Source organism: Archangium violaceum Cb vi76 (genome assembly GCF_000733295.1).
Taxonomy (GTDB): domain Bacteria; phylum Myxococcota; class Myxococcia; order Myxococcales; family Myxococcaceae; genus Archangium; species Archangium violaceum.
On record NZ_JPMI01000263.1, the window covers coordinates 14,802 to 39,777 of the forward strand.

Consider the following 24,976-nt stretch of genomic DNA (forward strand, 5'->3'; position numbering starts at 1 on the left):
CTGGCCGCCCAGGTCCGCGAGCCGAGACCCCGGCGGGCAGGGCCTCCGTCCCCTGCCTGCTGCCGTCCGGGTTGTACGTCTCCAACCTGACAGGGAAAGGAGGCGGACACACCCATGGCCATGATGCACAACATGGATACGACGGAGTCCTGGTCTGGTGAGGGCGTGGGAACAAGCGTGGAGTCGTTCCTCGCGCACATCAACCGCGAGGTCCCCGAGTACTCCCCGACGGAGGTGGCGGACGCGGTGATGAGCGCGCTGTGCGAGCGGCTCCCCGGTGGACTGGTGCAGGAGCTCCGCGAGCAGTTCCCCGAGGGCCTGCGCAGGCTCTTCGAGCGCAGTTGGAAGGACCGGACTGCTCCCGCTCAGAAGTTCGAAAAGGACGACTTCTACCTGGACATCGCCGAGCGGTTGCAGGTCGAGCCCGAGAACGTCCGCCTCGTGCTCCATGTCTTCTTCGGCTCCCTGCATTCTCAAATCACCGAGAAGCTGGCGCAGAAGATCCGCGCCGAGATGCCGCCCAACATCGCCGGCACCTTCGACGCCGCCCGCCGCGACGCGGACCTGCCTCGCTAGGCGTTGAAACGGAAGCCCCGGAAGGCCCACGAGCCCTCCGGGGTTTCCTCCTACCTGCCCTCGATGGCGAAGATGAGCGTCACCCGCGCCGTCACCGTCTGCTCCTCCGGCTGGATGGGCGTCGTCACGTCCGCCGCGCTTCCCGCCCGCGCCATCTCGAAGCGCGCCGCCATCGGGAGGGGACGGGGCGGCTCGGACACCGTGCTCGCGTCCAGCACCGGGCCCAGCTTCACGCCCAGCGCCGTGGCCAGCACCTGCGCGGATTGCCTCGCCCGCTCCACCGCGTTGCGCAGCGCATCGCCCTGCACCACCTCCGGCTTGCTCAGGCCGAAGCGCACCGAGTCCACCCGGTTGGCCCCCGCCCCCAGCGCCGTGTCCAGCAGCGTCCCCACCCGCGACAGCTCGCGCACGTGCACCTCCACCTGGTTGCTCACCCGGTAGCCCCTCAGCTTCGGCGCCTCCTCCGGCCTCGGCTGCGGCTGGTACTCGGGGAACACCGAGTAGTTGCGCGTCTCGATTTCCTTGCGCGGAATCCCCGCCTGCACCAGCGCGGCGATGACCTTGTCCATCTTCCGCGCGTTCTCCTCCGCCGCCGCCTTCGCCGTGGGCGCCAGCGTCTCCAGCGCCAGGTCGATGAAGGCCTCGTCCGGTGCCACCTTCACCTCGCCCATCCCCTCCACCCGGATGGTCCTATCCAACGGACTCACCGCGGGCCCGGGCGGGGGCGCGGGCCGTGGAGCGACCCGGGGCTGCGCTTGCGCTCCAAAGGACAGGGCGCCGCTCATCAGCAGGACGAGCAGCGGGGCAGTGCGCACAACCGACATCATGGCCTCCTCGTGAGGCGGGCTCCGCCTCAAGGTGTGTTCGTGGCAAGGGGGTGGCATCACCCCGTGCAGCCGTGCATGGACTGGCTGCCTGGAGAGTAGCGGGGAGGGCAGTGCCAATGCGTGGGAATCGAGCCGTGAAGGAAGGGAGGCGGAGCTACTCCGCACGGGTCGAGCACGAGAGCAGGAGCCTCCGCGTGTTCGCGGGACTTTGAGACACGGGCACCAGGAGCGCTATTGTCGCGCCCGCTTGCCCCGGCTCGCGTGGTTCGCGGCCCCGGCGCTGAGGAGCTCCATGCGGATACTGCTGTTCCTGATCGCGCTGCTCTCGGGTGGCTACGCCGGTTACCTCTCCACCGTCGCGAAGACCTCCTATTCGTCGTTCTCGCCCGCCCAGCTCGATCAAATCGAGGCCGAGCAGACCCGGCAGCTCGACAGGACCTCGGGCGACGAGCGCGACAACCATCTCATCTCCCTCTCCCTCATCCGCGACGAGCGCACCCGCCTCTTCCACATCCCGGTGGCCGGCGGCGTCGCGGCGCTCTCCCTCCTCTCCGCGCTCGTCCTCACGCTCGTGGGCAAGCGCGGCAAGGACTCGGGGCAGGAGGAGGATCCGTATGGCCCTCCGGCCGAGTCCGGCGGGTCCCGGCAGATGGATAGAAACCGGGCCGCGGCCATCCTCGGTGTCCGCCCCGATGCGCCCCGCGCCGTCATCGAGGCCGCCCTCCAGGCCCAGCTCGCCGAGAAGGACCCCTCGCAGCTCGGCGGGCACGACCCCAGCCTCCGTCAGAAAATCCATCAGCAGCGCGAGGAGCTCCAGGCGGCCGCCAATGTGTTGTTGGGCCGACGCGAGCTCGCCTTCAACCCCGAGGGGACCCAGGGCTGAACCCCTCCCGGCGGGCACCGCTGTCCAGCTTCCATCGAACCATGTGCCCCCCGGTCCGTTGCTCCGGGGGAACGCGCTGTCCATCCTCCCAACGGCCTCGCCGGATTCTTTCAATCACCCGGTGAGGCACTGACGTCCGAGGGGGAACCACACCGTGGCCCAAGACAGCCTCAGCCTGCGCGTCCAGCGCATCACACCCGAAGCCGAAGGCATCTGCTCCTACGAGCTCGTCCCCGCCAATGGGGGCTCGCTGCCCGCCTTCGAGGCCGGCTCCCACCTGGATGTCCACGTCCCGGGCGGCTTCCTGCGCCAGTACTCGCTCTGCGGCGACCCCGCCGAAACGCACCGCTACCTCATCGCCGTGCAGCGCGATGCCAACGGACGCGGCGGCTCCCGGGCCATGCACGAGCACGTCCACGAGGGGGACGTGCTCACCACCAGCCTCCCCCGCTGCGACTTCCCCCTGCTCCACGCCCGCGGCTACGTGCTCGTGGCCGGTGGCATCGGCATCACCCCGATGCTCTCCATGGCGTACCAGCTCCAGCGCCAGGGCGCGCCCTGGCACCTGCACTACTGCACGCGCTCGCCCGAGCGCACCGCCTTCCGCGCGCTGCTCGCCTCACCGGCCTTCGCCGGCCACGTCACCTTCCACCATGATGGGGGAGACCCGACCCGGGGACTCGACGTGCAGGCCCTGCTCGCCACACGCACCGGAGGCACCCGCGTCTACTGCTGCGGCCCCGCGCCCCTCATGCGCGCCGTGCGCGAGGCCACCGTGCTCCACGACTGGCCCCGCGAGAAGGTCCACTTCGAGGCCTTCTCCGCCGAGGCCACCGGCGCCATCAGCGACACCGCCGACACCGAGTTCCAGGTCGTCATCCGCAGCACCGGCGCCACCTACCCCGTTCCTCCCGGGCAGACGGTGCTCAACGTGCTGCGCAAGAACGGCCTGCGCGTCCAGAGCGACTGCGAGGCCGGCACCTGTGGCTCCTGCCTCACCCGCGTGCTCGACGGTGACCCGGATCACCGCGACACCTTCCTGCCCGAGACCCAACGCGCCACGCGCTGCAACATGCTCGTCTGCGTGTCGCGTGCCCGCTCGCGCAAGCTCGTGCTGGACCTGTAGGCCCGGGGCGCCTCACGCCGCCTGGCCCGGCCCTCCGCCGCGTGCCTTCGCCACCCAGTCCCGCACCTGCTCGCGCAGCTGCTGCGGATCGAAGGGCTTGTCCACCCGCGCGTTCTGCACCGTCTCCATGAAGGCGCGCGCCGCGGGCGTGAAGGCACCGCCGGTGACGAACACCATCCGCCCCGCCACCGTCGGCGCGGACTCCACCAGGTCCGCGTGCAGCTCCATTCCCGTCAGGTCCGGCATCATCAGGTCGCAGAGCACCACGTCCACCTCCGTGCCCTTCGGCCCCCTGAGCAGCTCCAGCGCCTGACGCGAGCTCGTCACCACCTCGACGTCATGCTCACGCGCCAGCGTCCGGCGCAGCGCCGAGCTCACCATCACATCGTCATCGACAATCATTACCCGGCCGCGCACGCGCGCACCCTCCTGCTCTTGTTGCATCGGACGCACTCCCTGGAACCGACCCACGGGCGCCGCCACGGCCCGTAGTGTCACACGAACCACTGTCCCCTTGCCCGCCTCGCTCTCCACGGCGATCTCCCCCCCCATGGCCGTGATGAACCGATGACACAGGGCCAGCCCCAATCCCGTACCTACACCCACGGGCTTTGTGGTGAAAAAGGGGTCGAAGATGCGACCTATCACCTCCGGGGGAATCCCACACCCGGTGTCGCGCACCTCGGCGAGCACCCGCTCGCCCTGCACCCGCGTCACCAGGCGCACCTCGTGGGAAGCCGCCTGCCCCTCGGGCAGCGCCTGGGCCGAGTTGATGATGAGGTTGAGGAAGACCTGGGCCAGACGGGACTCGTTGCCGTCCACCCAGGCGGAGTCCCCGTACTCCTTCACCAACCGGGCCCGGGGCGTCAGCTCGTTGCCGGCCAGCTTCGCCGCCGAGTCCAGCACCGCGTGCAAGTCCACCGGCCCGCGCAGCTCCTCGTCGCCGCGGGAGAACGTCTTGAGATCCTGGACGATGCGCCGCACCCGGTCCGCGCCATGCCGGGCCTCGTTCAGCGCCCGCTCCATGTCCTCCAGGCGCCGGCGGCCCGGGGCATTCAACGGCACGTCCTTCTTGAGCGACGCCGTCTCCGAGCTGACGTGGTCCAGGTTGGAGACGATATAGGCCAGCGGGTTGTTGATTTCGTGGCCCACGCCCGCGGCCAGCGTGCCCACCGCCGCCATCTTCCCCGCCTGCACCAGCTGGGACTGGGCCTGGCGCAGGGCGCGCAGGTTCTCGTCCAGCTCGCGGTTGGCCCGGGCCAGCTCGCGCGTGCGCTCGTCCACGCGCGCCTCCAGCCAGCGCTCGCGCCGCTTGAGCCGGCCCACCCGCAGCGCGTACCCGCCCGTGGCCAGCGCCCCCACGCCCAGCGCGCACAGCGCGTAGAACCACAACGTCTCGTGGAAGCGGGGAATGACGGTCAGCGCCACCACCGGGCCCGGCTCCGTCCACACCGCGTCCCGGTTGGCCGCCGTCACCATGAAGCGGTAGCCGCCCGGAGACAGGTTCGTGTACGAGACGGCCCGCCGGTCCTCGGCGTCCACCCAGTCCTCGTCGTGGCCCACCAGCCGGTAGCGCAGCGGCGGCCGCGTGGAGTCCCCCAGCGACAGCGCGGTGAAGTGGAACTCCACGTCCCGCTGCCCCGGCTCCAACCTCAGCGTGCCGGAGATGGGCACCGGCCGGCCCTGCACCCGCACCTCCTCCAGGCGCGGCTGGGCCAGGGGCCGGTGCACCACCATCTTCGCCGGGTCCACCCACACCAGGCCCCGCAGCGTGGGGAACCACAGCTTCCCCTCCCGCGTGCGCCAGCCCGAGGGGAACATGCCCCCGCTGCACTCGGCGCTGCGCATGCCGTCGCGCCGGTCGAAGAGCAGCGGCCGCACCGTGGTGCGCTGGCCGTCGGCCACCTCCTCCAGCTCGCGCCGCGACACGCGGGAGATGCCCCGGTTGCAGCTCATCCACAGGTAGCCCTGGGCGTCCTCGAGGACGCGGAAGACGGCGTCGTCCACCAGGCCCTGCGCGGTGGTGAAGCGGGTGAAGCGTCCGCCGCGCACCAGCGTGAGGCCCGTGCTCGAGCCCACCCACACGCCGCCGCGAGGGTCCGCGTACACGTCCACCACCCGGTTGCCGGCCAGCCCCTCCGCCGTCGTGTAGCGGGTGAAGGTGCCGCCCGCCGGCAGCCGGTACAGGCCCCCGAAGGAGCCGAACCAGAGCGTGCCCTCGGCGTCCTCGGTGATGGAGACGACGGGCTCCTCCGGGCCACCCTGCTCCGGGCCGAAGTGCGTGAAGGTGCCCTCGTGCAGCCGGCTCAGCCCCGTGAGCGTGCCGAACCACACGTCCCCGCGCGAGTCGGCGAAGAGGGAGAAGAGCAGCTCGTCCGGCAGGCCCTGCTCGCGGCCCACGCGCGTGAAGCTCCGGCCGTCATGGCGGTAGGCGCCCGCGGAAGTGCCCACCCACAAGTGGCCATCCTGGCCCTCGGCGAGCGCGCGCAGGTTGCCCGGGGGCAGGCCCTCCGCCGGACCGAAGCGCGTGAGCACCCCGTCCTTCAGGCGCGTCAGCCCGCCCGCGTGAGCGCCCACCCACAGCGCGCCCTGTCGGTCCTCCAGCACCACCGAGACGAGCTCATCCTCCAGGCCCTCGGGCTGGCCGAAGGGGACGAAGGGCGTGTCGCGCAGCCGGTTGAGGCCCCCCGACGTCGTGCCCACCCAGAGCGAGCCCTCCCGGTCCTCCAGCAGCGAGAGCACGCCCGTGCCGGACAGGCCCTCGCGCGGCCCGAGCACCGTGAAGGAGCCCTCCGACAGGCGCGTCAGGCCCCCCTCCTGCGTGCCCACCCACAGGTTGCCGTCCCGGTCCTCGGCGAGCGCCCGCACCTTGTCGTCCGGCAGCCCGTCACGCGGGGTGTGGAGCCGGGCGCGCTCCCCCTGCAGGCGCACCAGGCCCACCTCGGTGCCCACCCACAGCGAGCCGTCATGGCCCTCCAGCAGCGCGCGCACCGCGGCCCGGTCCGCCGCTCCCGGCAGGCGCACCGGCTCCACGCGCTCCCCGGACAGACGCGCCAGTCCCCGCTCGGTGCCCACCCACAGGACGCCCGCGTGGTCCCTCAGCAGCGCCCGCACCTTCAACGAGGGCAACCCCTGCCCGGTGCCGTAGCGCCGCGGTTGCCCGTCGCGCAGGAGGAAGAGGCCATCCTGAGTGCCCACCCACATGCCGCCCTCCGTGGCGGGCGTGAGCGCGCCCACCTCCACCTCGGCCGGCCCCGGCTTCAGCTCCACGCGGTGGAAGCGGCCCTCGCGGTAGGAGACGAGCCCCCGCGCCGTGCCCACCCACAGCGTGCCCGTCACGTCCTCGGCGAGCGCTTCGATGTACTCGTCATGCAGCTCGGGGGTGTTGCGCTGATCGTAGACGGTGAAGTGCAGGCCGTCGAAGCGGACCAGTCCCTCCCAGGTGGCCACCCACAGGTAGCCGTCGCGCGTCTGGGCGAGCGCGTAGACGGAGTTCTGCGGCAGCCCCTCCACGTCCTTCCAGGCGTCATGGCTGTATTGGGTGACACGGCGCGCCGGGTCGAGCGCGAGCGAGGGGGTGCCCAGCGCCATCACCATCGCCAGGGCCAGCATCCGCGGGCCATGCATGCCGTATCGCCACAACATTCCCGGTAACTTGTGCCATGCCGGACAGCCCCGGAGCAAACCCGCCCCCCCGGACAGGCGCGGAAAGCGCCGAGGAGGCGAGTGAGGGATTGCCCCGATGGGTCCTCGGGCGGGTGGGAGGTGCTATAGGGGGTCCCTCCCGCCGCGATGAACTCCCCGAGTCTCCGGGCCCCGCCCGACCCCCTCCCCGAGCCGCCTCCGCCCCCGCCCCCCTTCGAGGAGCCCCGACGCCGCCGTCACCGGGTGGACTGGCCGCGCCGGCTGAGCCTCGCGTCGGTGGTGGTGCTGGTGGCCTTCGAGTTCACCGTGCGTGGGACGGATGCGCCCTGGCGTGAAGCCGTGGCGGCGGTCCTGGCCGGCGCGGTGGTGGCCACCTTCGGCGGAGAGCTGCTGCGTGACACGTGGGCCTTCCGCCTGCGCCTGTGGCGCCACCGGTGGCCGGAGCTGCTCTTCGCCCTGCCCACGGTGTTCTCGCTCGGCGCGGGAGGGCCCCGGGGCGCGGCGACCCTGCTCTCCCTGCGCCTGCTCGCCCGGGAGCTGATCGACCTGGTGGCCTGGCGCCCGGCCCGGCCCTTCCTCCAGGCCCTGCTGCGCCGCCCCCTGCCGCTGCTGTGCCTGTCCTTCCTGCTCACCATCGCCCTGGGCTCGCTGGCGCTGATGTTCCCCGCGGCCACCCGCGACGGGCAGGGGGCGCCCTTCCTGGTGGCCCTCTTCACCGCCACCAGTGCCTCGTGCGTGACGGGGCTGTCCGTGGTGGACACGGGCAGCTACTTCAGCTCCTTCGGCCACTGGGTGATTCTGGGGCTCATCCAGGTGGGGGGCCTGGGCCTCATGACGCTCACCACCACGCTGGCCCTGGCCTTCCGCAGCCAGCTGTCGGCGCGCACCCGTGGCGCCATGCAGGAGATTCTCGAGGAGGAGACGGTCCAGGGCTTCCAGGGGCTGCTCTACTCCATGTCGCTCATCACCGTGACGCTGGAGGCGCTGGGCGCGCTGGCCCTCTACCCCTCCCTGGAGCTGGCCCCGGACGGGCGGGTGCTGACCACCTCCGAGCGCGCCTTCTCCGCGCTGTTCCACTCGGTGAGCGCCTTCTGCAACGCGGGCTTTGGCCTGTACCCGGACAGCTTCGTGCGCTTCGCGGGCCACCCCGGCGTCAACCTCACCGTCATGGCGCTCATCACCCTGGGCGGCGTGGGCTTCCCCGTCGTCACCTCGCTGCTGGACTGGGAGCTGTGGCGCGAGCGGGGTCCGCGCCGGGGCTGGCTCTTCCTGCCGGTGCACACGCGCGTGGTGCTGCTCACCAGCGCGGCGCTCGCGGCGGGCGGGGCGCTGGCGTGGCTGGTGCTGGAGTGGAACCACTCGCTGGCGGGGCTGCCGTGGGGCGAGCGGCTGTGGGCCAGCTTCTTCCAGAGCGTCTCGCTGCGCACGGCGGGCTTCAACTCGGTGGACCTGGCGAAGCTGGGCACGCCCATGCTGCTGCTGAGCCTGGTGCTGATGTTCATCGGCGGCTCACCGGGCGGCACGGCGGGCGGCGTGAAGACGACGACGGTGGCGGTGCTGGCGTTCACCTTCCGCGCCCTGCTGCACAACCGCTCCGAGGTGGACATCATGGGACGCAGCGTGCCGCCGGCCACGGTGTACCGGGCGTGCGCGGTGGCGCTCATCTCCTTCGGGCTGCTCTTCGTGCTGGCCTTCCTGCTGTTCGCCGCCGAGCCGCACCTGCCCTTCCGGGACGTGCTCTTCGAGGCGGTGAGCGCCTTCGGTACGGTGGGGGTGACGACGGGCGTGACGCCGCAATTGTCGAGCGTGGGCCGGCTGGTGGTGTGCGCGCTGATGTTCGTGGGGCGGTTGGGCCCCTTCACCCTGGCGCTCGCGGTGGGCCTGTCCAAGGCGCGGGCGAGTTACAGCTATCCCTCGACGAAGATCGTCGTGGGCTGAGGAGCGACGATGCGCACGTACGTGGTGGTGGGCCTGGGACAGTTCGGCGAGCACGTGGCCCGGCGCCTCTCCGAGGCGGGGGGCGAGGTGTTGGCGGTGGACCTGTCGCTGGAGCGGGTGGAGGCCATCAAGGACGCGGTGGTGCAGGCGGTGAGGGCGGACTGCACCTCGGAGGAGGCGATGAAGGCGCTCGGGGTGGGCAAGGCGGAGACGGCCGTCATCGCGCTGGGCGAGGAGGACTTCGAGGCGGCGGTGCTGGGGACCTCGGTGCTCAAGGGGCTGGGGGTGAAGACGGTGGTGGCGCGCTCCTCGAACCGGCAGCGGGGGAAGATTCTGGCGCTCGCGGGGGCCACGCGGGTGGTGTACCCGGAGGCGGAGATGGGGGACCAGCTGGCGCGCCTGCTGCTGCACACGAGCATGCAGTCGAGCACGGAGCTGCCCAACGGCTACGCGCTGGCGGAGCTGCGGGTGCCCGAGCACGCGGCGGGCAAGAGCCTGCAGGAGTTGAGGCTGAGGCAGACGCACGGGCTCAACGTCATCGCCATCCAGCACCGGGGCGTGGTGAACGAGCCGATTCCGGAGGCGATGCTCGGCGTGGGGGATGTGCTGCTGGTGGCCGGCCGGGGCGAGCGCGTGGCCGCGCTCGCGCGGCTGTGGGACCCGGGGCGGTAGGGCGGGCAGCGCGAGTGCCTGGCCGTCACGGCCCTCGAGCCGGACGGCTGCGCAGAGCCGCGACCGCGTCGTCGAAAACCCTGGCGAGGACGGACTCCTCCGGACGGTGGGCCAGGAGGAGGTTGGCGTCTTCGGTCCGCCCCACGTCTCGCAGCAGGACGGCGGCGCGCAGGGAACCATCGCGAAGGGCGAAGGCCTCCACCCGCCTCCGGGCTACTTCCCGCAGCTCGGCGCGGCTTTCCGGTGGGAGCAGGGGAATCAGCCGCTCCCGGTGCCGGAGGAGCAGGATGAACAGGCGTTCGCAATAATAAGAGGCCTCGCGATTCACCGCCCCATCGAGCAGGACATGAGCGGTGGAGATGAAGGCGAGGACGGCCGGGACGAACGGCTCTGGCACCTCTTCTTCGAGCACCGTGAGAACCTCCGTCTTGTGCTCCACGGACACCGAGCTGTCCGAGGCCCAGGACTGGAGTTCCCCTGGAGACTTCTCGAGAAGCACGAGCAGGCCGCCGAGAGAGCTCATCTCCGAAAGGGCCAGCTTCTCCAGGCTCCGCCGGACAACGGAGAGCAACTCCGGGTGGCGTTTGTGCCAGAGGGCACGCGCGAGGGTGTTCACCTCACCCAGGTCCGGATTGCCGGAGGCCAACCGCTCGAGCCTGCGAACCAGGCTCGCCCGTGCGCTCGTTTCCTCGAGCTCGCCCAGCGCCTGGGTGATGGCCTCCGCGACGGAGTCCCCATCACGGTCTCCGCGAGCTTCTTCGCGCACGAGTTGCTGCTCCAGACGCCTGGCACTGGCGGCACCGCCCAGCTCGGCCAGGCCGAGGACCGCGGCCTGCCGCACGAGCCCCTCGTCTTCTTCCAACATGGACTCCAACAGGGCTCGAGCCTTCCGTGGGCCGGGTTGCCGGACCAGGGCGCGGGCCCGCTTCTCCTCGCCGAACCTGTACGCGGCGACCAACTCCTCCCGCCATTGCTTCACGTCCCACTCTCGCGTCATGGCCCATCCGGCCTGCGGAACTTGATGCTGCGCACCTGCGCACCGGCTTTGGGTCATCCAACGGCTGTTGGTGGGTATCCACTTGTGGAAGAGCAACCCCAGAGGGACCGGAGGGGCTGCATCAGTCCCGGATTGACCTAGATCCCATTAGGTGTAGTGCCCTAGCGTGGGCGTCCATCACCGGACGATTGGGGAGGGTCTATGTCGTTCATCTGGTTCGCTATCAAAGTCTACTTGTTTGACGTGCTGTACACCTTCGCCATCGGGCTCACGATCGTGCCCTTGGCAATGGGTGCGGTAGCCCTGCAGCCAGCCTCGATTCCCGGTGCCGAGTCTACCCATCGGAAGAGCCCAGTCTTGGATGTGGTCATACCCGTGCTGATGGTCGCTCTCTGCTCCACCCAGGGACTCATTGTCGCAGCGGCTGTCAAACTGTCCCTGATGGCGCATCCCGACGCTTGGTGGCCACTTTGGTACATGGTTGGCTTTGGTGCAGCCCTCCCGGCCGGGTTATCAACCAAGCACGACGACACTCGCACCCAAGCCCTCCAGCTACTCTGCTACCTTGGAGCTACTAGCGGCTACGTTATCACCTGTCTCTGGCCTACTGTAGTCCCCGAATCACTGCTGCGCGTGTCTCTTTTCCTCGCAGTATGAAGGACGGAGCCTTGAAGAGCCCCATGGCTCCGGATGGGAGCCGTCAGAGAACGCGCATGGGGCACCCGGGAAGCCCTGAAGGCTCAGTCCTTTGGAGCGGTCAGGCGGCACACCTGCTGTGACGCTTCTAGTACACTTTGGTCTATGCGGTTCTGCACAAACTCTTTGTAAGTGACGGCGGTCGTAACTTCTCTCACGAAACAAACACAGTGTGAGGGGCCTCCCTGGCAGAGGCTATGGATCCACTCGCGCCGTTCATGCGTCCAGCCCCCATCGTTGTCCTTGTTATTGCAGGCAGTGGGCAGGACAAGTGCCGAGAGCAGTACGAAAACAGTAGACCGGTTCATGTGTTCCCCTTGGCCCCCAGGATGCCCCAGGCGCCCCGGCGACGCGAGCCGCTACTACACCATCGAAGCCGCGAAAGAACTCCAGTGGGGCGCTCGGATGAACTGGCGCGTTTGTTCCGAAGAAAATACGTGCTCACCCGCGCTTCCACCGCTCGCGCGCGGCCCACAGCGCCTCGCACGCGGCCACCGCTCCCATCTGCAGATGGACGTCCACCACGCGCGACAACTGCGTCTGCCCCGGGTTGATCTCCACCGTGGGCCTCTGGCGCGCCACCGCCTCCACCACCGGCGCCGTGATGTACGGGAACAGGCTCGACGTCCCGATCGAGAACACCAGATCGAACCCCAGGGCGAACTCCCGCTCCATCACCGCCACCTTCTCCGGCGGCAGCAGCTCCTCGAAGAGCACCACCTCGGGGCGCACCACCGAGCCGCACCGCGGACACGACGGACAGGGCGCCAGGTGCACGTAGTCCTTCACGCGCTCCGTGAACTCACACCGCGTACAGCGCAGCTCGTGAACGTCCCCGTGGATGTCGATGACATTCCTCGAGCCCGCCGCCCTGTGGAAGCCATCCACGTTCTGCGTGAGCACCCAGCAGCGCTCGAAGCAGCCCTCCATCCGCGCCAGCACCTCGTGGGCCCGGTTGAAGCTCGCCCCGCGGCAGGCACGCTCGATTTCGTGCAGGTGCTTCCACGTCAGCTCCGGCCGGCGCCGGAACATGCTCCCCGAGAGCGCCACCTCGATGGGCACGCCCCCCTCCGTCGTCTTCCCGTCGTAGAGCCCCCCAATCCCCCGGTACGTGGGGACGCCCGACTCCGCCGAGATTCCCGCTCCCGTGACGAACAGCACACTCCGGGCCCGGGACAGGTGCTCGATGACTCGCTCGAGGGCTTTTTCCATGGTGGGAAACGTCGCAGGCCCGGAGATGCTTCCGCAAGCCACTGCTCCACGAGGGCAACCCGGGGCCCGAGATACCCTCACCCCGTCCCTCTCCCGGGGGGAGAGGGGAGAGAGAGGTGATTACTGCTCGACCCGGGAGAAGATGCGCCGCAGCAGCGCCTCCCCCTCCGAGCGCGGCGGCGCCGCCGACACGAACGCCGGCAAACCATGGCTCTCGGTGCGGACCTTCTGCCCCGGGCTCCCCGCTCGCGGAAGTCCCAGGCCCACCGGCTCCTGCTCGATCATCGAATGCTGCCCGGTCTGGCGGAACATGGGTGCCCCCCCTCGAAGGAACGCCGCACCTGACGCAGTATCCCCTCCGGGTCTGACATGTCCGGTCAGCTGACTTCCCACGTGGCTCAATCCCGGTTGACTTCGCAGTAGGCGAAGTCGAGGGCGTGGGTGTCCCGCGGAACCACCAGGTGCTGCACCTTGGACACGAAGCAGGCGCTGGAGTCCGGGTCCACCGTGTAGTTGGGCCGGCGGCAGTCCAGGTTGCTCCCGTTCTTCGTCGCCGGGTCCACCAGGAAGTACCCGCCGCACCAGGGCGGCACCACCGTGTCCCCATCGCTCACCACCGAGGCGTAGTGCACCGGGCCCAGGAAGGTGGCCCCCGGCGTCTCGTCGTTGGAGCCATCCCCCTCGGGCGCCACCCCGTTGAGCTTGCGCAGGAAGGCACTGTTGGCGCAGTCCTCCGGGTTCACCCCCGCGCAGCCAGCGACGAGCCCGCAGTGGGTGATGCCGTTGTGCGGCGCGGACATCACCACCAGGTCATCCACCACCCGGTTGGCCAGGAAGCGCGCGTAGTAGCGCGCCGTCACCGTCCCCTGCGAGTGGGCCACCAGGTCCACCGCCGGGCACGTGCCATTCACGCACGGCACCTTGTTGTCGATGAAGGCCGCCAGGCACTTCGCGTAGCTCTCGTTGACGTAGCTGGCCGCGTACCCCGGCAGCACCGCGCAGTAGTCCCTGGCGCCGCAATCGCGCGCCGCGTCGAAGCGGAAGAGGTTGAGCCCCTCCGTGTAGCCCCGGGCGCTCCAGCTGGACACCAGCGTGTCCCAACGCGTCGCGTCGTCATTGCGGCCGTGGACGAGGATGACCGGGTGCTTCGGCGTGACGGTGGAGCAGGACGTGGCGCACTGCGCCTTCGCCTCCACGGCCACCAGACACGACACACCGGCGACAAATGCCAGGAAACCCCTCATGAAATCCCTCCCTCCTAGTCAGGGAGAGACCCCGCGAAGGCTCGAATGAGCACCGGGAAAACGAGACACCCCTGCCAGGGCTGGCATTCCCCCTGCCAGGGGAGCGCGCGGGGACTTCACCCACCGTTGCACTCCCCTTCCACCCGACCACAGCTTGCCAGCGGACACTTGAAAGGAGTCCGAGTCATGAAGTCCGTCATCCGTTTGGGGTTGTGCGCGGCGGCGCTGTGGGGCGGCGCGGCCCTGGCAGGAGATGAGTGGAATCAGCCGGCCTACGGCGGCTCCGGCGTGGACGATCAGGTGGTGTACGTGCCGGTCCAGGAGACCGGCTCCGACAAGGGCCTCTATGTGCTCCTGGGAGGCGGCACCGAGGGCTACACGGGTGATCTCGCCCCTGATTTGAACGCGGGCTTCGCGTACGGCGCCACCGTCGGCTTCAAGCCCACCCGGGGCCTGGGCATCGAGCTGGGCTACAACGGCGGCCTGACCGACATCGACACGTTCGGGCCGGGCGGCGCGGCGGACGGCGCGGACATCATCCGCAACGGCGGCCAGGCGGCCATCACCGTCGGCCTCATCCCGACGAAGCTCCAGCCCTACCTCATGGGCGGCATCGGCATCGAGAACCACAACGTGCGTGGCATCTCCCCGCTCGCCGGCTACCAGGACGACACCAGCGGGTACGTGCCCGCCGGCGTGGGCCTGCGCTACAACATCGGCACGCTGCTCACCGCTGACGCCCGCGTGAGCTACAACATCCCGTTCGAGCAGGACTTCGCTCCGATCGACAACGACATCTGGAACGGGCGCTACCAGGCGCTGCTGCAGCTCGGTGGTACCTACTAGGTGGACGTCCCAGGAACGGGAAGACTCCGGGGCTCCCAGGAGCCCTCGAGCCTTCCCGTTCCTGTCTCCCGGCTCAGGGGTAGCGCGCGATGAAGGCGCCCAGCTTCGCCCCCGCCTCCCGCGTCGCCGGATCCAACGCCTTGGCTCCGGCCGCGGGCAACTGCCTCACCAGCTCCAACAGCGCCGGCTTCATCTCGTCCCAGGCGGCGAGGACCTCGGCTTCGCTGCCGAAGAAGCGGCTGTGCACCAGCCAGCCCGCCACCCCACATGTCAGCGCGTAGAAGGAGCGCGCCGGGTCCTCCTCCAGCGTGAGGCGCAACCCCGCCGGGTGCTCCTCGTCCCGGACGATGGTGCCCCCTTCCGTCCCGTCCAACCCCCGCGTGCGCCCCTCCTCCACCGGCCTCCAGCTCTGCTCTTCGCTCATCGCCTCACGTGCCTCCCGCGCTCGGGCTCCACCCTCCTCCACGCGGGGCCTCCACGGCAACCGCTCCGTCGCCCGCCCGGATGCCCACCCGCGGCCAGCCAGCCCCTGGTGCGCTCGCATTTTCCTTTCATTAATCCCGTCTGATGACCCGCACCCAGGGTGCGGATTCCAGCCGCCCATACCCGGAATAGCCAGGAAGACACCAGGGAATCCACATGAGCCGGCGTCTGGAATGAATGCACGGCGCATTTGTCCGAGACGCGCCTCCCAGGCCGCCTGCATGCCGGGCGTTCACCCTTCTTCCCCAAGAGGAGTTCCACATCCATGAATCGCATCACCATCGCCGTCCTGGTGCTGTCCGCCGCCGCCACCGCGTGCGGCACGAGCCGTAGCGCGACCGGGGGCGCGCGCGAGGGCAGTGGCACCGTGACGGGCATCATCACGCTGGCCGACGAGGTGGGCCCGAAGACGGGAGACTTCTGCTCGGGCCTGGACGTGCGGGTAACGCCCACGGGCGCGCCCGCGGACGTGCTGGGCAACAGGACGGTGCGCACGAGCCGCAGTCGCTGCAGCTACCAGGTCGCCAACCTGCCCAGCGGGGGCGAGTCGCTGGCGTTCTCCGTGAAGCTGCCGGCGGCCTGGCAGTGCGGCAACGGCGCCACGCCCACCGTCACCCCGGAGCCCCAGACGCTGCAGCTGCGGGACTACCAGACGGAGACGCGCGACTTCCGCGTGAGCTGCGCGGCGCCTTCGGCCGGGACGTCCACGGCCACGCCGTGAGGTAACCACCGCCCTATCGGGCCCCGGTTCGCGTGGCGTGCCGGGGCCCGCTCGCTACCAGCGGGAGTCCTCGCCCAGGTGGCACTTCTTGTACTTCACACCACTGCCGCACCAGCACGGCTCGTTGCGCCCGGGACGGGGGACGTGCTGGGCGGAGGGCGGAGACAGCGGCAACGTGTCGAGGAGCATGCTCCGGAACAGCTCGCTCAGCCGCTGGCGCGAGCTCCGGGCCCGGTCCACCTTGTCGAGCTGCGCCGCGTCGAGCGTCCCGCCGAGCTCCTCGATGGCGTGCTGCAACTCGATGATGTTCTGGTTGGCGAACAGGTCCTCGGAGTCGTCATCCACCTCGTGGGCCGCGAGGACGCGCGAGAGGGGCTCGATGGCGCGCGGGTCCCCATAGACGGACAGGTTGATGGCCCCGGCGGAGGGATCCTCCTGGAGTTGCACGAGCAGGGCCGCGTAGATGCGCTCGTCCTGGACGCCGCAGCGGGACAGCACGGAGAGCAGTCCCAGACGCTCGTCCGCGGTCCGCGCACGGGCCAGGGCCTCCAGGGCGGCGGGAGCCACCGCGGACCCCAGCTCCTCCAGGGCGTAGAGGAGCGCGTCGTAGAGCACCTCGCCCGGCTCGCACCGCATGAGCCGTCGCACCATGGCCGAGATGGCCTCGGGGGTCTTCAGCCGTGCCAGCAGCCTCACCGCGTGGATGGGCGTGCAGCCCTCGCCCGGTGCCGTGACGTAGGACAGGGGCTCGTCGAGCAGCAGCTCCACCAGGGGCTCCACCGCCTCGGCGCCACGCGCGAGGATGTGGGCTTGCAGGGACTCGGGGAGCGTCTCCGTGTGCTCCAGGAGCTGGCGCACCAGGGGGCGGGTATCGCCGTCACCCATGGGGCCAACCTCCGCGAAGGAAGCGGTGGGCCTCCTCCACGAGCAGGGGATCATTCGCCGCGGCGAGTTGCTCGGGCAGGGCGGAGAGCAACTGCCACGCCTGCTCCCACCACTCCGCCAGCTCCCCGTCCACCACCAGCCCGAGCCGGTGCAGGTACTCGCCCCACGGACGCAGCGCGAGCGCCGTGGCGGCGTGCACGTGCGGGTGAAGGGCGCGCTCCTCGCCCAGGCCGCGCACCCAGTGCTCCAGGTCGGTGAGCACGGGCAGCAGCAGGTGCATGGGGCGCCGCACCACGCCACCATGTCCCAGGGGCCCGGGCAGCAGGTGGAAGAGCTCCGGGTAGAGCAACTGGGTGCGGCCCCACGGCCAGCCCTGCCGCACCCGGAGCTCCGTCTCGAAGGTCATCACCAGCGCGCGCTGCTCGTCGAAGAACGCCTCCGGCGAGAGGCCGAGCAGCGTGTGCCCCTCGCGGCGCGCCCAGGGCTTCCGGCCGGTGCGCAGCTCCAGCGCCTGGGCCACCCAGTGCGGCACCGCCCGGTCGAAGAGGGAGAGCTGCTCGCTCAACCGCTCCAGGGACAGGCCCGGCTCCTCGCGCAGCCCCGCGTCCATGCAGGTGAGCACCGCGCGCGTCACGTAGTCCACGCGCGTCCACTCGGCGAGCGTCTCGTCCTCGCGCACCCGGGGCCACGCCTCCAGCAGGCCCGCGCGCGCCTCGTGGAGCCGGCCCCGGTAGAGACACCACTCGGCCAGACGCGACACCAGGGCGGCATCCCCCGTCTGCCTCGCCAGCGACACGAGTGCCGCCTTCACGTCCCGCCCGGGCAACCGCAGCGCCAGCTCCACACGCCAGGTGCGCACCGCCGGTTCGGCTTCGTACACACGCGGGGCCCGCGCCTTCCATGCGTCCAGGAGGGCCTCGAACTCCGCGTACCGGCCCGCCTGATTCAGGGCCTCCTCGACGTGGCTGCCCACCTCGAAGGCGTCCTCCTCGTCGAAGCCCGCATGGCCCGCCGCCTCGCGCGCCAGTACCAGCTTCTCGTCCACGGAGGCCGCGTGCAGACGCTCGTAGAAGGTCAGCGGCAGCCCCTCCTGCCCCGAGAGTGCCTCCGGCGGCTCCCGCCAAGCCTCGTCTTCAGGCCGTTCGTTCCCCATACCCGGCCAGTGTAGACATGACCGGAAACGTTGGCACGGAAATCTGACCTGGAATGTCAGATGCGAGCGTGCGTGCGACCTGGCATCCCGCTTCGCGGACGGTCCAGGACTCCCACCGCCTCTCGCGCTCGTGAACAGCCAAGGCCACAATCACCCGTCCCATGCTCGAGACGAAACTCCACGAGAAGCGCTCAGCGGAAAAACGCGTCACCCTACAACCGGCGTTCGCGTCTCGAGGGCACTGGACGCGAGTGCTCGTCCTGATGGCGCTTGCCCTGACTGGCATTGGATGCGCCCACGCGCAACAGCCCGAGTCCCGCATCCACGTCATTTCCGAAACCGCCGAGGGTGTCGGTACCGCCCCCGGAAGTGGCGGTGCGGGTGGCCATGACTGCCAGAAGGAGCATGAAGAGTGCATCGACAGGTGCTGGAAGAACCGCTATCCGTGGCCCCACAGCAAAGAGCAAGGGGGCTGGTATTACGAACGCTGCCTCACGAGCTGTCGCGAAGAATTCAACGAGTGCACCGAGGAACAGGAGCAAGCGGCTCGCGAGCGAGAAGAAAGAGAAAAGAAACTGAAGTTCTCTCGCATGAATGACGCGATTGACTGGCTCAGGAACCACAAGTCCGAGGTCGCGCCTGGCACGGTCGTCATCGTCGCGGGCGTTGCCTTCGTCCTGACGACGGGCGGTTCCGGCGCGCTGATTCTCGCCCCTCTTGCCCTCTAATCCGGGTGCAACGATGAAATACAATCCGAACTTCGATGTCGACTCCGTGCTCGACATCCTGCGCACCGTGGACGAGAAGTACCCGGAAGGCTCACCCGAGGATGAAGCCCTCCGCATCGCCTCGGTGGCACTGTTCTACGTCCGTGAAACCCAGAAGCTGGAGGAGTACCGCGAGTTCTTTCGCGCGTTCTACACCCCCGCCATCGACTACATCGTCGTCGCCCACACGTTCGCGACGCGGGAAGAGGCAGACACCTGGCTCATCAGTGGCGCCGCTCGGGAAGGGGAGCTCGTCCGGATCGCTGGCGAGGGGTTCCAGGTCATCCCCGAGCGAAAGGGCACGGGGTTCAGGTTCCTTCGGACTCCCCTCCCGGAAGAACTGATGAAGAAATATCCCCCGGACTCGGAGTAGGGACGAGCGGTCGCACGGGCTCAGCCCGGGGACTCCGGCACCCTCACCCCGACCCTCTCCCGGTGGGCGAGGGAGTGGTTCTCCCGAGGGCCGCCATGAGCGCGGACATCTCTCCCGGTGTGAGCGTCTGGCTCGCCGCCCCCAGCGCCCTCGCCGCCCCCGGCATCCCGTCCACCACGCAACTCGTCCCCTCCTGCGCCACCGTCAACGCTCCCGTCTGCCGCATCGTCAGCAGCCCCCTCGCCCCGTCCTCCCCCATCCCCGTCAGCAACAGCCCCACCGCCCTCGAGCCGTAGAAACCCGCCACGCTCTCGAACAGCGCGTCCACCGACGGCACCGCCACACCCCTCGAGGTCTGCGTCTGCAGCTTGCCCCCTCGCACCACCAGATCCCTGTCCGCCGGTGACACGTACACCACTCCCGGCTCCAGCCACTCCCCTCCCTGCGCCACCATCGTCCGGTGCCCCGTCCCTCCCAGCCACCGCGCGAATCCCGGCTCGAAGCCCCGGACGATGTGCTGCGCCACCACCACCGGGAACGGCGCCGGTGACGGCAGCGCCTTCAACAACTCGAACACCAGCGGCGGCGCTCCCGTGGAGCCCCCAATCGCCAGCAGCGCGCACGGCTTCGGCTCGGGCGCCGCGGCCACCTGCGTCGGCGGGGGTGTGAGCACCGCGGGCATCCGCAGCGACATCCTCCTCCGGCCCACCACCCGCGCATGCGCCATCACCCGCACCGTGCGCAGCAGCCGCTCCCGGAACTCCTTCACCGCCTCCAGCCCCCCCACCGTGGGCTTGGCCAGCACGTCCACCGCTCCCGCCCTCAGGGACTCGAACGTCCTGTCCCTCCCCGGCGTCTCCAGTTGCCCGCTGAGCACCACGATGGGACACGGCGCCGTGGCCATGATCTCCGTGATGGCCTCCACCCCGTCCATCCCTCCGGGCAGCACCAGGTCCATCAGCACCAGCTGCGGACTCCAGCGCTGCACCGCCACCACCGCGTCGCGGCCATTGGCCACGTGCGGCAACAGCTCGATGTCTGGCTCCCGGCGCAGAATCTGCTCGAGGAAGGCCACCACCGAACGCGAGTCCTCCACCAGCAACAGCTTCAACAGAGGCCTCCCCTGCCCGTCCGCTCCCGGGGCAGCTCCACCTTGAACACGCACGCGTCCACTCCACCCCACTCCCGCCGCCACCCCGAGGACATGACGGGAGAGGTTACCAGGATGCCGGGCGTCCGGGAGTTCCCCACCGCCCTCACTTCTTCCCGGAAGCCTTCCCCGAGCCCTTGCGCAACCGGGCCGTCACCTTCACCAGCGCGTCATGCGGGCACACGGTGCGGTGCGTCGCCTTCTCGTGGCCCCGCAGGGAGAACTCCACCAGCACCGGCGTCCCCGGCAGGCACTCGAGCCCCACCGACACGGGCGTCTCGCCCTGATCCTTCCCGTCCACCAGGATGGTGGCACCGGAGGGCTCCGACTCGACCATCAGGATGGCCCCCTCGAAGTCGGCGCGTTCCTCGCGCACCGCCGCGTCCGGCGGCAACTCCTTGGGAGCCGTGGCGCCCGGCGGAGCGCTCTCGGCGGGACGCTCCACCGGCGTCGAAGCGAAGGTGGGCTGGAGGGTGATCATCCGCGGCCCGGTGGTCAGCTCGCCCTGGAGCAGGGGGCGCACGAACAGCCCCACCGCCACCAGCGCGCACAGGGCCGAGGCCAGCTTCAGCCCCGCGGCCAGTCCCTCCAGCCGGGAGGACGGGCCCGCCGGGGGAGCCGCGGGCGCCACCGGACGCACGGGCCGCACCGGGGCCGCACTGGCACCTCCGCTTCCGGGCGTGGGGGATGCATTGCCACTCACGACGCCACCTCGCACGAATCAGCGCACTCAACCGACCACACGGAAGACCTCACGCAACGTCGTGGTTCCGGCATTCACCTTCGCCAGGCCGGCGGCGAGCAGCGGCACCATGCCCTCGGACACCGCGATGTCCTGGATGCGCGAGGTGGGCACCTTGGTGTTGACGCACTCGCGGATGGCCGGCGTCAACTTCAGCACCTCGTAGAGCGCGGCGCGCCCCAGGTAGCCCGAGCCGCCACACCGCTCGCAGCCCACCGGCACGTAGAAGGGGCCCGTGGTGGGCAGGCCCGCCGCCTCCAGCCGCGCCAGCTCGTCGATCTCCGCCGGAGCGGCCATGCGGCAGTGCGGGCACAGCGCGCGCACCAGGCGCTGTGAGATGATGGCCACCGTCGCGGACGCGAGCAGGAAGGGCTCCACCCCCATCTCGATGAGCCGGTTGAAGGCGCCCGCGGACGAGCTCGCGTGCACCGTGGTGAGCAGCAGGTGGCCGCTGAGGCCGGCCTGGATGGCGGTGCGCGCCGTCTCCGCGTCGCGAATCTCTCCCACCATGATGACGTTGGGGTCCTGGCGCAGCACGGACCGCAGGCCCTGCGCGAAGGTGAAGCCCTGCTCGGCGTTCACCTGCGTCTGGGAGAAGAGCGGCACGTCGTACTCCACCGGATCCTCGATGGTGGCGATGCGCGTCAGGTCTCCCCGCGACTGCTTGATGTGACCGAGCGAGGCATACAGCGTCGTCGTCTTGCCGGCGCCGGTGGCACCCGCCACGAAGATGATGCCCTGGGGCGCCTCCAGCAGGCGCTGGTAGGCGGTGAGGACCTCCGGCGCGAAGCCCAGCCGGGGCAGCTCCGGCAGCCGCACGGTGCTGCGGGCGATGCGCAACGCCACCGACTCGCCGTGGTTGGTGGGCAGCAGCGACAGGCGGATGTCCGCGGGGCCCTCGGGCGTGCCGAAGGAGAAGTGGCCGTCCTGCGGCCGGTCCGAGCGGAAGAGCACCACCTTGGCCAGCACCTTGAGGCGGTTGATGAGGCGCGGGTGGTGCTCGCGCGGCATCATCATCACCTCCTCGAGCACGCCGTGGACGCGGAAGGCCAGGCGCGTGCCCGTCTCCAGCGGGTGCATGTGCACGTCGCTGGCGCCCACGCGCACGGCCCCATCCAGCAGCACGTCCACGAAGGCGATCATGTCCGGCTCGGGGCGGGAGATGTAGCCGCGCAGCACGCCCTGCAGCTCGACGAGCATCTCGCGCACGGCGAACGCCGTGTCCGCGTCCACCACCGCCAGCGGCGAGAGCGACGGCCGGCGCGCGAGCACCTGGCGCGAGCGGCGGAGACGGGCGTCCACGGCGGAGCCCACCGCCCCCAGCGCGAGGCACAACCCCACGCACCCCAGCACGGCGGGCGTGACGGCGAGGCCCAGGAAGCGGACACCGAGCCGCCGCGCCGTCTCCGCGTCCTGGACGGGATTCTGGTACAGCCACAGGCCGATGCTCCCCAGGAGCACCAACACGGCCAGCACCCAGGTGGCCTGGGCGGCTCTTCGAAGGGGCACACTCATTCGGAGCCCCACACGCTAACAGGCGCCTCCCGCCGCCTCAATGAGCAGACACCCCACGTATGGGTAGGCTCGCCCTGGTGGAAATCCCCCACTCCGGCCACAACGCCGGAGATGGAGCTTGCGGGCCGCGCGGACTCCTCCAAGATGAGCCCCGGGGGAGGGACCAGGCTCATCGGCCCGGGTGGGGTGCGTCCTCCCCTTCTCGCGCGGGAGCGTGCCCTCCATGGTCCACCGACTCGCCGTCCTCCTCTGTGCGGTGCTCGTGCCCGGCCTGGCCGTGGCACAACCGTCCAACCCGCTGCCGGGCTTCGACCTGCAACGCCTGCAATTCGAGACGTCCGGGCTGGGCTCGCTGGTGGTGGGAACGGGCCGGACGCTGGACCCGGGCGTCGTCCGCGTCTCGGTGCAGGTGCACTACGAGCACCTGCCGCTCAACTTCTCGCGCGATTGGGACCCGGGCCTCAACGTGGTGGGCCTGGTGGAGAGCAAATTCTCCGGGCACGTCACCGCCGCCGCCGGCGTGTTGCCCTGGCTCCAGCTCGGAGCGCAGCTGCCCTACATCTTCGGCCAGAGTGGGCAGCCCTTCCTGCGGACGCCCGCCCCCAATGGCCAGGGCCTGGACGAGCCCTGGGTGTCCGTGCGCGTGGCGCCCCTGCGGATGAAGCACGGGGCCCCGCTGAACCTGGCCGTGGAGCTCGCGGCCGCGCTGCCCGTGGGCCAGCCGGAGATTCTCGGCAGGGACATGTACGCGGTGAACCCCAAGCTGCAGCTGGGCTTGCAGTCCGACGGTGCCCAACTGGGCCTCGAGCTGGGCGCGCTGCTGCGTCCCCGGTATGACCTGTCGCCCCTGTCGGGGCGCGAGCAGGACGTGGTGGGCAGCGAGCTGCGCGTGGGCGCCACCGTCACCTCGCGAGGGATGAACAGCACCGCCACCCGGCCCGAGGTGAGCCTGCTGCTCAACCTGCCGATGCAGGGCGGCCGGCCCAGCGCCGAGGTGCTGGTGGGCGTGCGCAAGCACACCGTGACGGGGTTGGACCTGTACTTCCTGGGGGGCCCGGGCCTGGGCAGCGCCGTGGACATGCCCGCCGTCCGGCTGGTGGTGGGCGCCGCCTTCGCCACCGGCGAGGCGGACTGACCCCGCACCTCGGGAGCGCCGCGCCCTCACCCGAGGAGGATGGCTCTCCGGAATATTCCGGGGTTACAGTGCTCGCCGGATGCACCGCCCCTGGAGAAGGAAGACCCGCCGATGAGCCGTCACTCCCCGCGCACCTGGATGCTCGCGAGCGCCCTCGTGGGCTCGCTGGGCCTGTCCTGCACGCCTCCAGAAGAGCCCTTCCCCAACCAGGACGAGCTCGAGGTGCTCCAGAGCCTGCACACCCCCTCGCCCCTGCCGCCGAGGGACCCCACCAACAAGTACGGGGACAACCCGGCGGCCGCCGCTCTGGGCCACCGGCTCTTCAACGACCCGGGCCTGTCCAGCTGCGGCACCGTCTCCTGCCAGAGCTGCCACGACGGCGAGGGCCGCTCGGTGGAAACGGCCGTGGCCGAGGGCTGTGACGGCAAGCTCACCGGACGCAACCCCCCCACGGTGTTGAACGCGGGCTACAGCACCTGGTTCATGTGGGACGGGCGCGCGGACCGGCTGTGGAACCAGGCCCTGCTGCCGCTGCTCAACCCCGTGGAGATGAACTCCAACGCCAGCCTCCTGCGCGCCCGGCTGTCCGCGGAGTACGCGGAGGAGTACCGCGCCCTCTTCGGCAAGCTGCCCTCGGAGGAGACCGACGACAACCAGTTGCTGGCCCACTTCGGCAAGGCCATCGCCGCGTACGAGCGCACCCTCAACCGCCACGACGCCCCGTTCGACCAGGACGTCCGCCGCTTCCTGGAGGCGGTGGAGGCCGGCAGGGCGGAGGAGGACCCGGCCTGGCTGGGACTGAAGACCTTCGTGCGCAAGGCCCAGTGCAGCGCGTGCCACAAGGGCCCCATGCTGAGCGACGACCAGTTCCACAACATCGGCGTGAAGGACCAGAGCGACGGCCAGCGCGGCGTGGCGGTGGCGGCCAGCGCGATGCTCGAGTGGACCTTCAACTCGGCGGGGCCGTACAGCGACGCGCCTGGCGGCATCGAGTCCGCGCGCCTGCTGCGGCTGCGCAATGACCTGCACGAGAAGGCCTCCGAGCTGGAGGGCGCCTACAAGACGCCCACGCTGCGCAACGTGACGCTCACGGCGCCGTACATGCACACCGGCGAGTTGAAGACGCTCGAGGAGGTCATCGACCTGTACGACAAGGGCGGCGAGCCGGTGGGCAACTACGCGGGCACGGTCTCCATCACCATCAAGAAGCTGGACCTCACCGCCGAGGAGAAGAAGGCCCTGCTGAAGCTGCTCGAGTCGATGACGGGCGCGGCGAAGTAGCCTTTTCCCCGAATCCCTTCAGGTCCGCGACCATATCCCCTCTCCCCTCGGGAGAGGGACGGGGTGAGGGTGCCACGCATCCCGGGTTGAACCCCTCTGTCCACACTGA

General features: G+C 70.2%; 24 protein-coding genes. 12 read left to right on the top strand and 12 right to left on the bottom strand.

Features of this window, described 5'->3' with window-relative positions; genetic code table 11:
* The first annotated feature begins 114 nt into the window (after positions 1 to 114).
* On the top strand, positions 115 to 576 hold the full coding sequence (locus tag Q664_RS36155) for a DUF2267 domain-containing protein (protein WP_052519102.1): 462 nt from the start codon (positions 115 to 117) through the stop codon (positions 574 to 576).
* 50 nt (positions 577 to 626) lie between these two features.
* On the opposite strand, the gene Q664_RS36160 is transcribed toward Q664_RS36155, so the two are convergent.
* On the bottom strand, positions 627 to 1,403 hold the full coding sequence (locus Q664_RS36160; RefSeq protein WP_326938767.1) for an SIMPL domain-containing protein: 777 nt from the start codon (positions 1,401 to 1,403) through the stop codon (positions 627 to 629).
* Positions 1,404 to 1,695: 292 nt separating this feature from the next.
* Between Q664_RS36160 and Q664_RS36165 the strand changes: the two genes are divergently transcribed.
* On the top strand, positions 1,696 to 2,286 hold the full coding sequence (locus tag Q664_RS36165; RefSeq protein WP_152622534.1) for a hypothetical protein: 591 nt from the start codon (positions 1,696 to 1,698) through the stop codon (positions 2,284 to 2,286).
* Positions 2,287 to 2,440: 154 nt separating this feature from the next.
* On the top strand, positions 2,441 to 3,412 hold the full coding sequence (locus Q664_RS36170; RefSeq protein WP_043406508.1) for a PDR/VanB family oxidoreductase: 972 nt from the start codon (positions 2,441 to 2,443) through the stop codon (positions 3,410 to 3,412).
* 12 nt (positions 3,413 to 3,424) lie between these two features.
* On the opposite strand, the gene Q664_RS36175 is transcribed toward Q664_RS36170, so the two are convergent.
* Positions 3,425 to 7,039, bottom strand: a complete 3,615-nt coding sequence (locus Q664_RS36175) for a two-component regulator propeller domain-containing protein (protein WP_160174577.1) — start codon at positions 7,037 to 7,039, stop codon at positions 3,425 to 3,427.
* Between the two features lie 165 nt (positions 7,040 to 7,204).
* Between Q664_RS36175 and Q664_RS36180 the strand changes: the two genes are divergently transcribed.
* Positions 7,205 to 8,995 (top strand): TrkH family potassium uptake protein, encoded by a 1,791-nt coding sequence (locus tag Q664_RS36180; RefSeq protein ID WP_152622535.1) that lies wholly within the window; start codon positions 7,205 to 7,207, stop codon positions 8,993 to 8,995.
* A gap of 9 nt (positions 8,996 to 9,004) precedes the next feature.
* Positions 9,005 to 9,667 (top strand): potassium channel family protein, encoded by a 663-nt coding sequence (locus Q664_RS36185; RefSeq protein WP_043406510.1) that lies wholly within the window; start codon positions 9,005 to 9,007, stop codon positions 9,665 to 9,667.
* A 25-nt stretch (positions 9,668 to 9,692) separates the two neighbouring features.
* Here Q664_RS36185 and Q664_RS36190 read toward each other — a convergent pair whose 3' ends face one another.
* Positions 9,693 to 10,664: a hypothetical protein gene (locus tag Q664_RS36190; RefSeq protein WP_043406512.1), complete on the bottom strand. Its 972-nt coding sequence runs from the start codon at positions 10,662 to 10,664 to the stop codon at positions 9,693 to 9,695.
* A 201-nt stretch (positions 10,665 to 10,865) separates the two neighbouring features.
* Between Q664_RS36190 and Q664_RS36195 the strand changes: the two genes are divergently transcribed.
* Positions 10,866 to 11,321, top strand: a complete 456-nt coding sequence (locus Q664_RS36195; protein ID WP_043406515.1) for a hypothetical protein — start codon at positions 10,866 to 10,868, stop codon at positions 11,319 to 11,321.
* Positions 11,322 to 11,801: 480 nt separating this feature from the next.
* On the opposite strand, the gene Q664_RS36200 is transcribed toward Q664_RS36195, so the two are convergent.
* From Q664_RS36200 to Q664_RS36210, 3 genes are all read right to left on the bottom strand, one after another.
* Positions 11,802 to 12,572, bottom strand: coding sequence for an SIR2 family NAD-dependent protein deacylase (locus tag Q664_RS36200; RefSeq protein WP_043406518.1), 771 nt, complete (start codon positions 12,570 to 12,572; stop codon positions 11,802 to 11,804).
* Positions 12,573 to 12,692: 120 nt separating this feature from the next.
* Positions 12,693 to 12,884 carry a hypothetical protein gene (locus tag Q664_RS36205; protein ID WP_043406521.1) on the bottom strand — a complete coding sequence of 64 codons (192 nt, stop codon included), beginning with the start codon at positions 12,882 to 12,884 and terminating at the stop codon, positions 12,693 to 12,695.
* An 86-nt stretch (positions 12,885 to 12,970) separates the two neighbouring features.
* Positions 12,971 to 13,816 (bottom strand): alpha/beta hydrolase family protein, encoded by an 846-nt coding sequence (locus tag Q664_RS36210; RefSeq protein WP_152622536.1) that lies wholly within the window; start codon positions 13,814 to 13,816, stop codon positions 12,971 to 12,973.
* Between the two features lie 186 nt (positions 13,817 to 14,002).
* Here Q664_RS36210 and Q664_RS36215 point away from each other — a divergent pair, with 186 nt between their 5' ends.
* Positions 14,003 to 14,662: an outer membrane beta-barrel protein gene (locus Q664_RS36215; RefSeq protein ID WP_043406526.1), complete on the top strand. Its 660-nt coding sequence runs from the start codon at positions 14,003 to 14,005 to the stop codon at positions 14,660 to 14,662.
* Positions 14,663 to 14,735: 73 nt separating this feature from the next.
* Here the strand turns inward: Q664_RS36215 and Q664_RS36220 are convergent, their stop codons facing one another.
* A complete protein-coding gene (locus tag Q664_RS36220) occupies positions 14,736 to 15,086 on the bottom strand; it encodes a hypothetical protein (RefSeq protein WP_043406530.1) in 351 nt (116 codons plus the stop codon).
* 324 nt (positions 15,087 to 15,410) lie between these two features.
* Between Q664_RS36220 and Q664_RS36225 the strand changes: the two genes are divergently transcribed.
* Positions 15,411 to 15,866 (top strand): hypothetical protein, encoded by a 456-nt coding sequence (locus tag Q664_RS36225; RefSeq protein WP_043406534.1) that lies wholly within the window; start codon positions 15,411 to 15,413, stop codon positions 15,864 to 15,866.
* 54 nt (positions 15,867 to 15,920) lie between these two features.
* Here Q664_RS36225 and Q664_RS61555 read toward each other — a convergent pair whose 3' ends face one another.
* Positions 15,921 to 16,751 (bottom strand): SEC-C metal-binding domain-containing protein, encoded by an 831-nt coding sequence (locus Q664_RS61555; RefSeq protein WP_052519105.1) that lies wholly within the window; start codon positions 16,749 to 16,751, stop codon positions 15,921 to 15,923.
* Complete coding sequence (locus Q664_RS36235; protein WP_043406537.1) at positions 16,744 to 17,904, bottom strand: hypothetical protein; 1,161 nt, start codon at positions 17,902 to 17,904, stop codon at positions 16,744 to 16,746. Before Q664_RS36235 ends, Q664_RS61555 begins: the two co-directional genes overlap by 8 nt.
* Before the next feature lie 161 nt (positions 17,905 to 18,065).
* Between Q664_RS36235 and Q664_RS36240 the strand changes: the two genes are divergently transcribed.
* Both Q664_RS36240 and Q664_RS36245 read left to right on the top strand, forming a co-directional pair.
* Positions 18,066 to 18,632 (top strand): hypothetical protein, encoded by a 567-nt coding sequence (locus Q664_RS36240; protein WP_152622537.1) that lies wholly within the window; start codon positions 18,066 to 18,068, stop codon positions 18,630 to 18,632.
* A 13-nt stretch (positions 18,633 to 18,645) separates the two neighbouring features.
* The gene (locus tag Q664_RS36245) at positions 18,646 to 19,044 is read left to right on the top strand and encodes a hypothetical protein (protein ID WP_043406544.1); all 399 of its coding nucleotides are present in this window, start codon (positions 18,646 to 18,648) and stop codon (positions 19,042 to 19,044) included.
* 43 nt (positions 19,045 to 19,087) lie between these two features.
* Here Q664_RS36245 and Q664_RS36250 read toward each other — a convergent pair whose 3' ends face one another.
* The 3 genes from Q664_RS36250 to Q664_RS36260 form a co-directional block, all read right to left on the bottom strand.
* On the bottom strand, positions 19,088 to 20,155 hold the full coding sequence (locus Q664_RS36250; RefSeq protein WP_052519106.1) for a chemotaxis protein CheB: 1,068 nt from the start codon (positions 20,153 to 20,155) through the stop codon (positions 19,088 to 19,090).
* 145 nt (positions 20,156 to 20,300) lie between these two features.
* The gene (locus Q664_RS53145; protein WP_152622538.1) at positions 20,301 to 20,897 is read right to left on the bottom strand and encodes a PEGA domain-containing protein; all 597 of its coding nucleotides are present in this window, start codon (positions 20,895 to 20,897) and stop codon (positions 20,301 to 20,303) included.
* Between the two features lie 27 nt (positions 20,898 to 20,924).
* Positions 20,925 to 22,451, bottom strand: a complete 1,527-nt coding sequence (locus Q664_RS36260; protein ID WP_043406547.1) for a GspE/PulE family protein — start codon at positions 22,449 to 22,451, stop codon at positions 20,925 to 20,927.
* A gap of 223 nt (positions 22,452 to 22,674) precedes the next feature.
* Here Q664_RS36260 and Q664_RS36265 point away from each other — a divergent pair, with 223 nt between their 5' ends.
* Together Q664_RS36265 and Q664_RS36270 are read left to right on the top strand one after the other, a co-directional pair.
* Entirely contained in the window at positions 22,675 to 23,586 is a 912-nt protein-coding gene (locus Q664_RS36265) for a hypothetical protein (RefSeq protein WP_043406573.1), read from the top strand.
* Positions 23,587 to 23,697: 111 nt separating this feature from the next.
* A complete protein-coding gene (locus Q664_RS36270; RefSeq protein WP_043406550.1) occupies positions 23,698 to 24,867 on the top strand; it encodes a cytochrome-c peroxidase in 1,170 nt (389 codons plus the stop codon).
* The last annotated feature ends 109 nt before the right edge of the window (positions 24,868 to 24,976 follow it).

Coding starts and splice junctions, on each gene's coding strand:
- Q664_RS36270 (WP_043406550.1), top strand. CDS start 23,698: ATGAGCCGTCACTCCCCGCGCACCTGGATGCTCGCGAGCGCCCTCGTG.
- Q664_RS36220 (WP_043406530.1), bottom strand. CDS start 15,086: ATGAGCGAAGAGCAGAGCTGGAGGCCGGTGGAGGAGGGGCGCACGCGG.
- Q664_RS36155 (WP_052519102.1), top strand. CDS start 115: ATGGCCATGATGCACAACATGGATACGACGGAGTCCTGGTCTGGTGAG.
- Q664_RS36265 (WP_043406573.1), top strand. CDS start 22,675: ATGGTCCACCGACTCGCCGTCCTCCTCTGTGCGGTGCTCGTGCCCGGC.
- Q664_RS36240 (WP_152622537.1), top strand. CDS start 18,066: ATGCTCGAGACGAAACTCCACGAGAAGCGCTCAGCGGAAAAACGCGTC.
- Q664_RS36195 (WP_043406515.1), top strand. CDS start 10,866: ATGTCGTTCATCTGGTTCGCTATCAAAGTCTACTTGTTTGACGTGCTG.
- Q664_RS36160 (WP_326938767.1), bottom strand. CDS start 1,403: ATGATGTCGGTTGTGCGCACTGCCCCGCTGCTCGTCCTGCTGATGAGC.
- Q664_RS36200 (WP_043406518.1), bottom strand. CDS start 12,572: ATGGAAAAAGCCCTCGAGCGAGTCATCGAGCACCTGTCCCGGGCCCGG.
- Q664_RS36260 (WP_043406547.1), bottom strand. CDS start 22,451: ATGAGTGTGCCCCTTCGAAGAGCCGCCCAGGCCACCTGGGTGCTGGCC.
- Q664_RS36175 (WP_160174577.1), bottom strand. CDS start 7,039: ATGCATGGCCCGCGGATGCTGGCCCTGGCGATGGTGATGGCGCTGGGC.
- Q664_RS36225 (WP_043406534.1), top strand. CDS start 15,411: ATGAATCGCATCACCATCGCCGTCCTGGTGCTGTCCGCCGCCGCCACC.
- Q664_RS36245 (WP_043406544.1), top strand. CDS start 18,646: ATGAAATACAATCCGAACTTCGATGTCGACTCCGTGCTCGACATCCTG.
- Q664_RS36210 (WP_152622536.1), bottom strand. CDS start 13,816: ATGAGGGGTTTCCTGGCATTTGTCGCCGGTGTGTCGTGTCTGGTGGCC.
- Q664_RS36180 (WP_152622535.1), top strand. CDS start 7,205: ATGAACTCCCCGAGTCTCCGGGCCCCGCCCGACCCCCTCCCCGAGCCG.
- Q664_RS36165 (WP_152622534.1), top strand. CDS start 1,696: ATGCGGATACTGCTGTTCCTGATCGCGCTGCTCTCGGGTGGCTACGCC.
- Q664_RS61555 (WP_052519105.1), bottom strand. CDS start 16,751: ATGGGTGACGGCGATACCCGCCCCCTGGTGCGCCAGCTCCTGGAGCAC.
- Q664_RS36215 (WP_043406526.1), top strand. CDS start 14,003: ATGAAGTCCGTCATCCGTTTGGGGTTGTGCGCGGCGGCGCTGTGGGGC.
- Q664_RS36205 (WP_043406521.1), bottom strand. CDS start 12,884: ATGTTCCGCCAGACCGGGCAGCATTCGATGATCGAGCAGGAGCCGGTG.
- Q664_RS36185 (WP_043406510.1), top strand. CDS start 9,005: ATGCGCACGTACGTGGTGGTGGGCCTGGGACAGTTCGGCGAGCACGTG.
- Q664_RS36235 (WP_043406537.1), bottom strand. CDS start 17,904: ATGGGGAACGAACGGCCTGAAGACGAGGCTTGGCGGGAGCCGCCGGAG.
- Q664_RS36190 (WP_043406512.1), bottom strand. CDS start 10,664: ATGACGCGAGAGTGGGACGTGAAGCAATGGCGGGAGGAGTTGGTCGCC.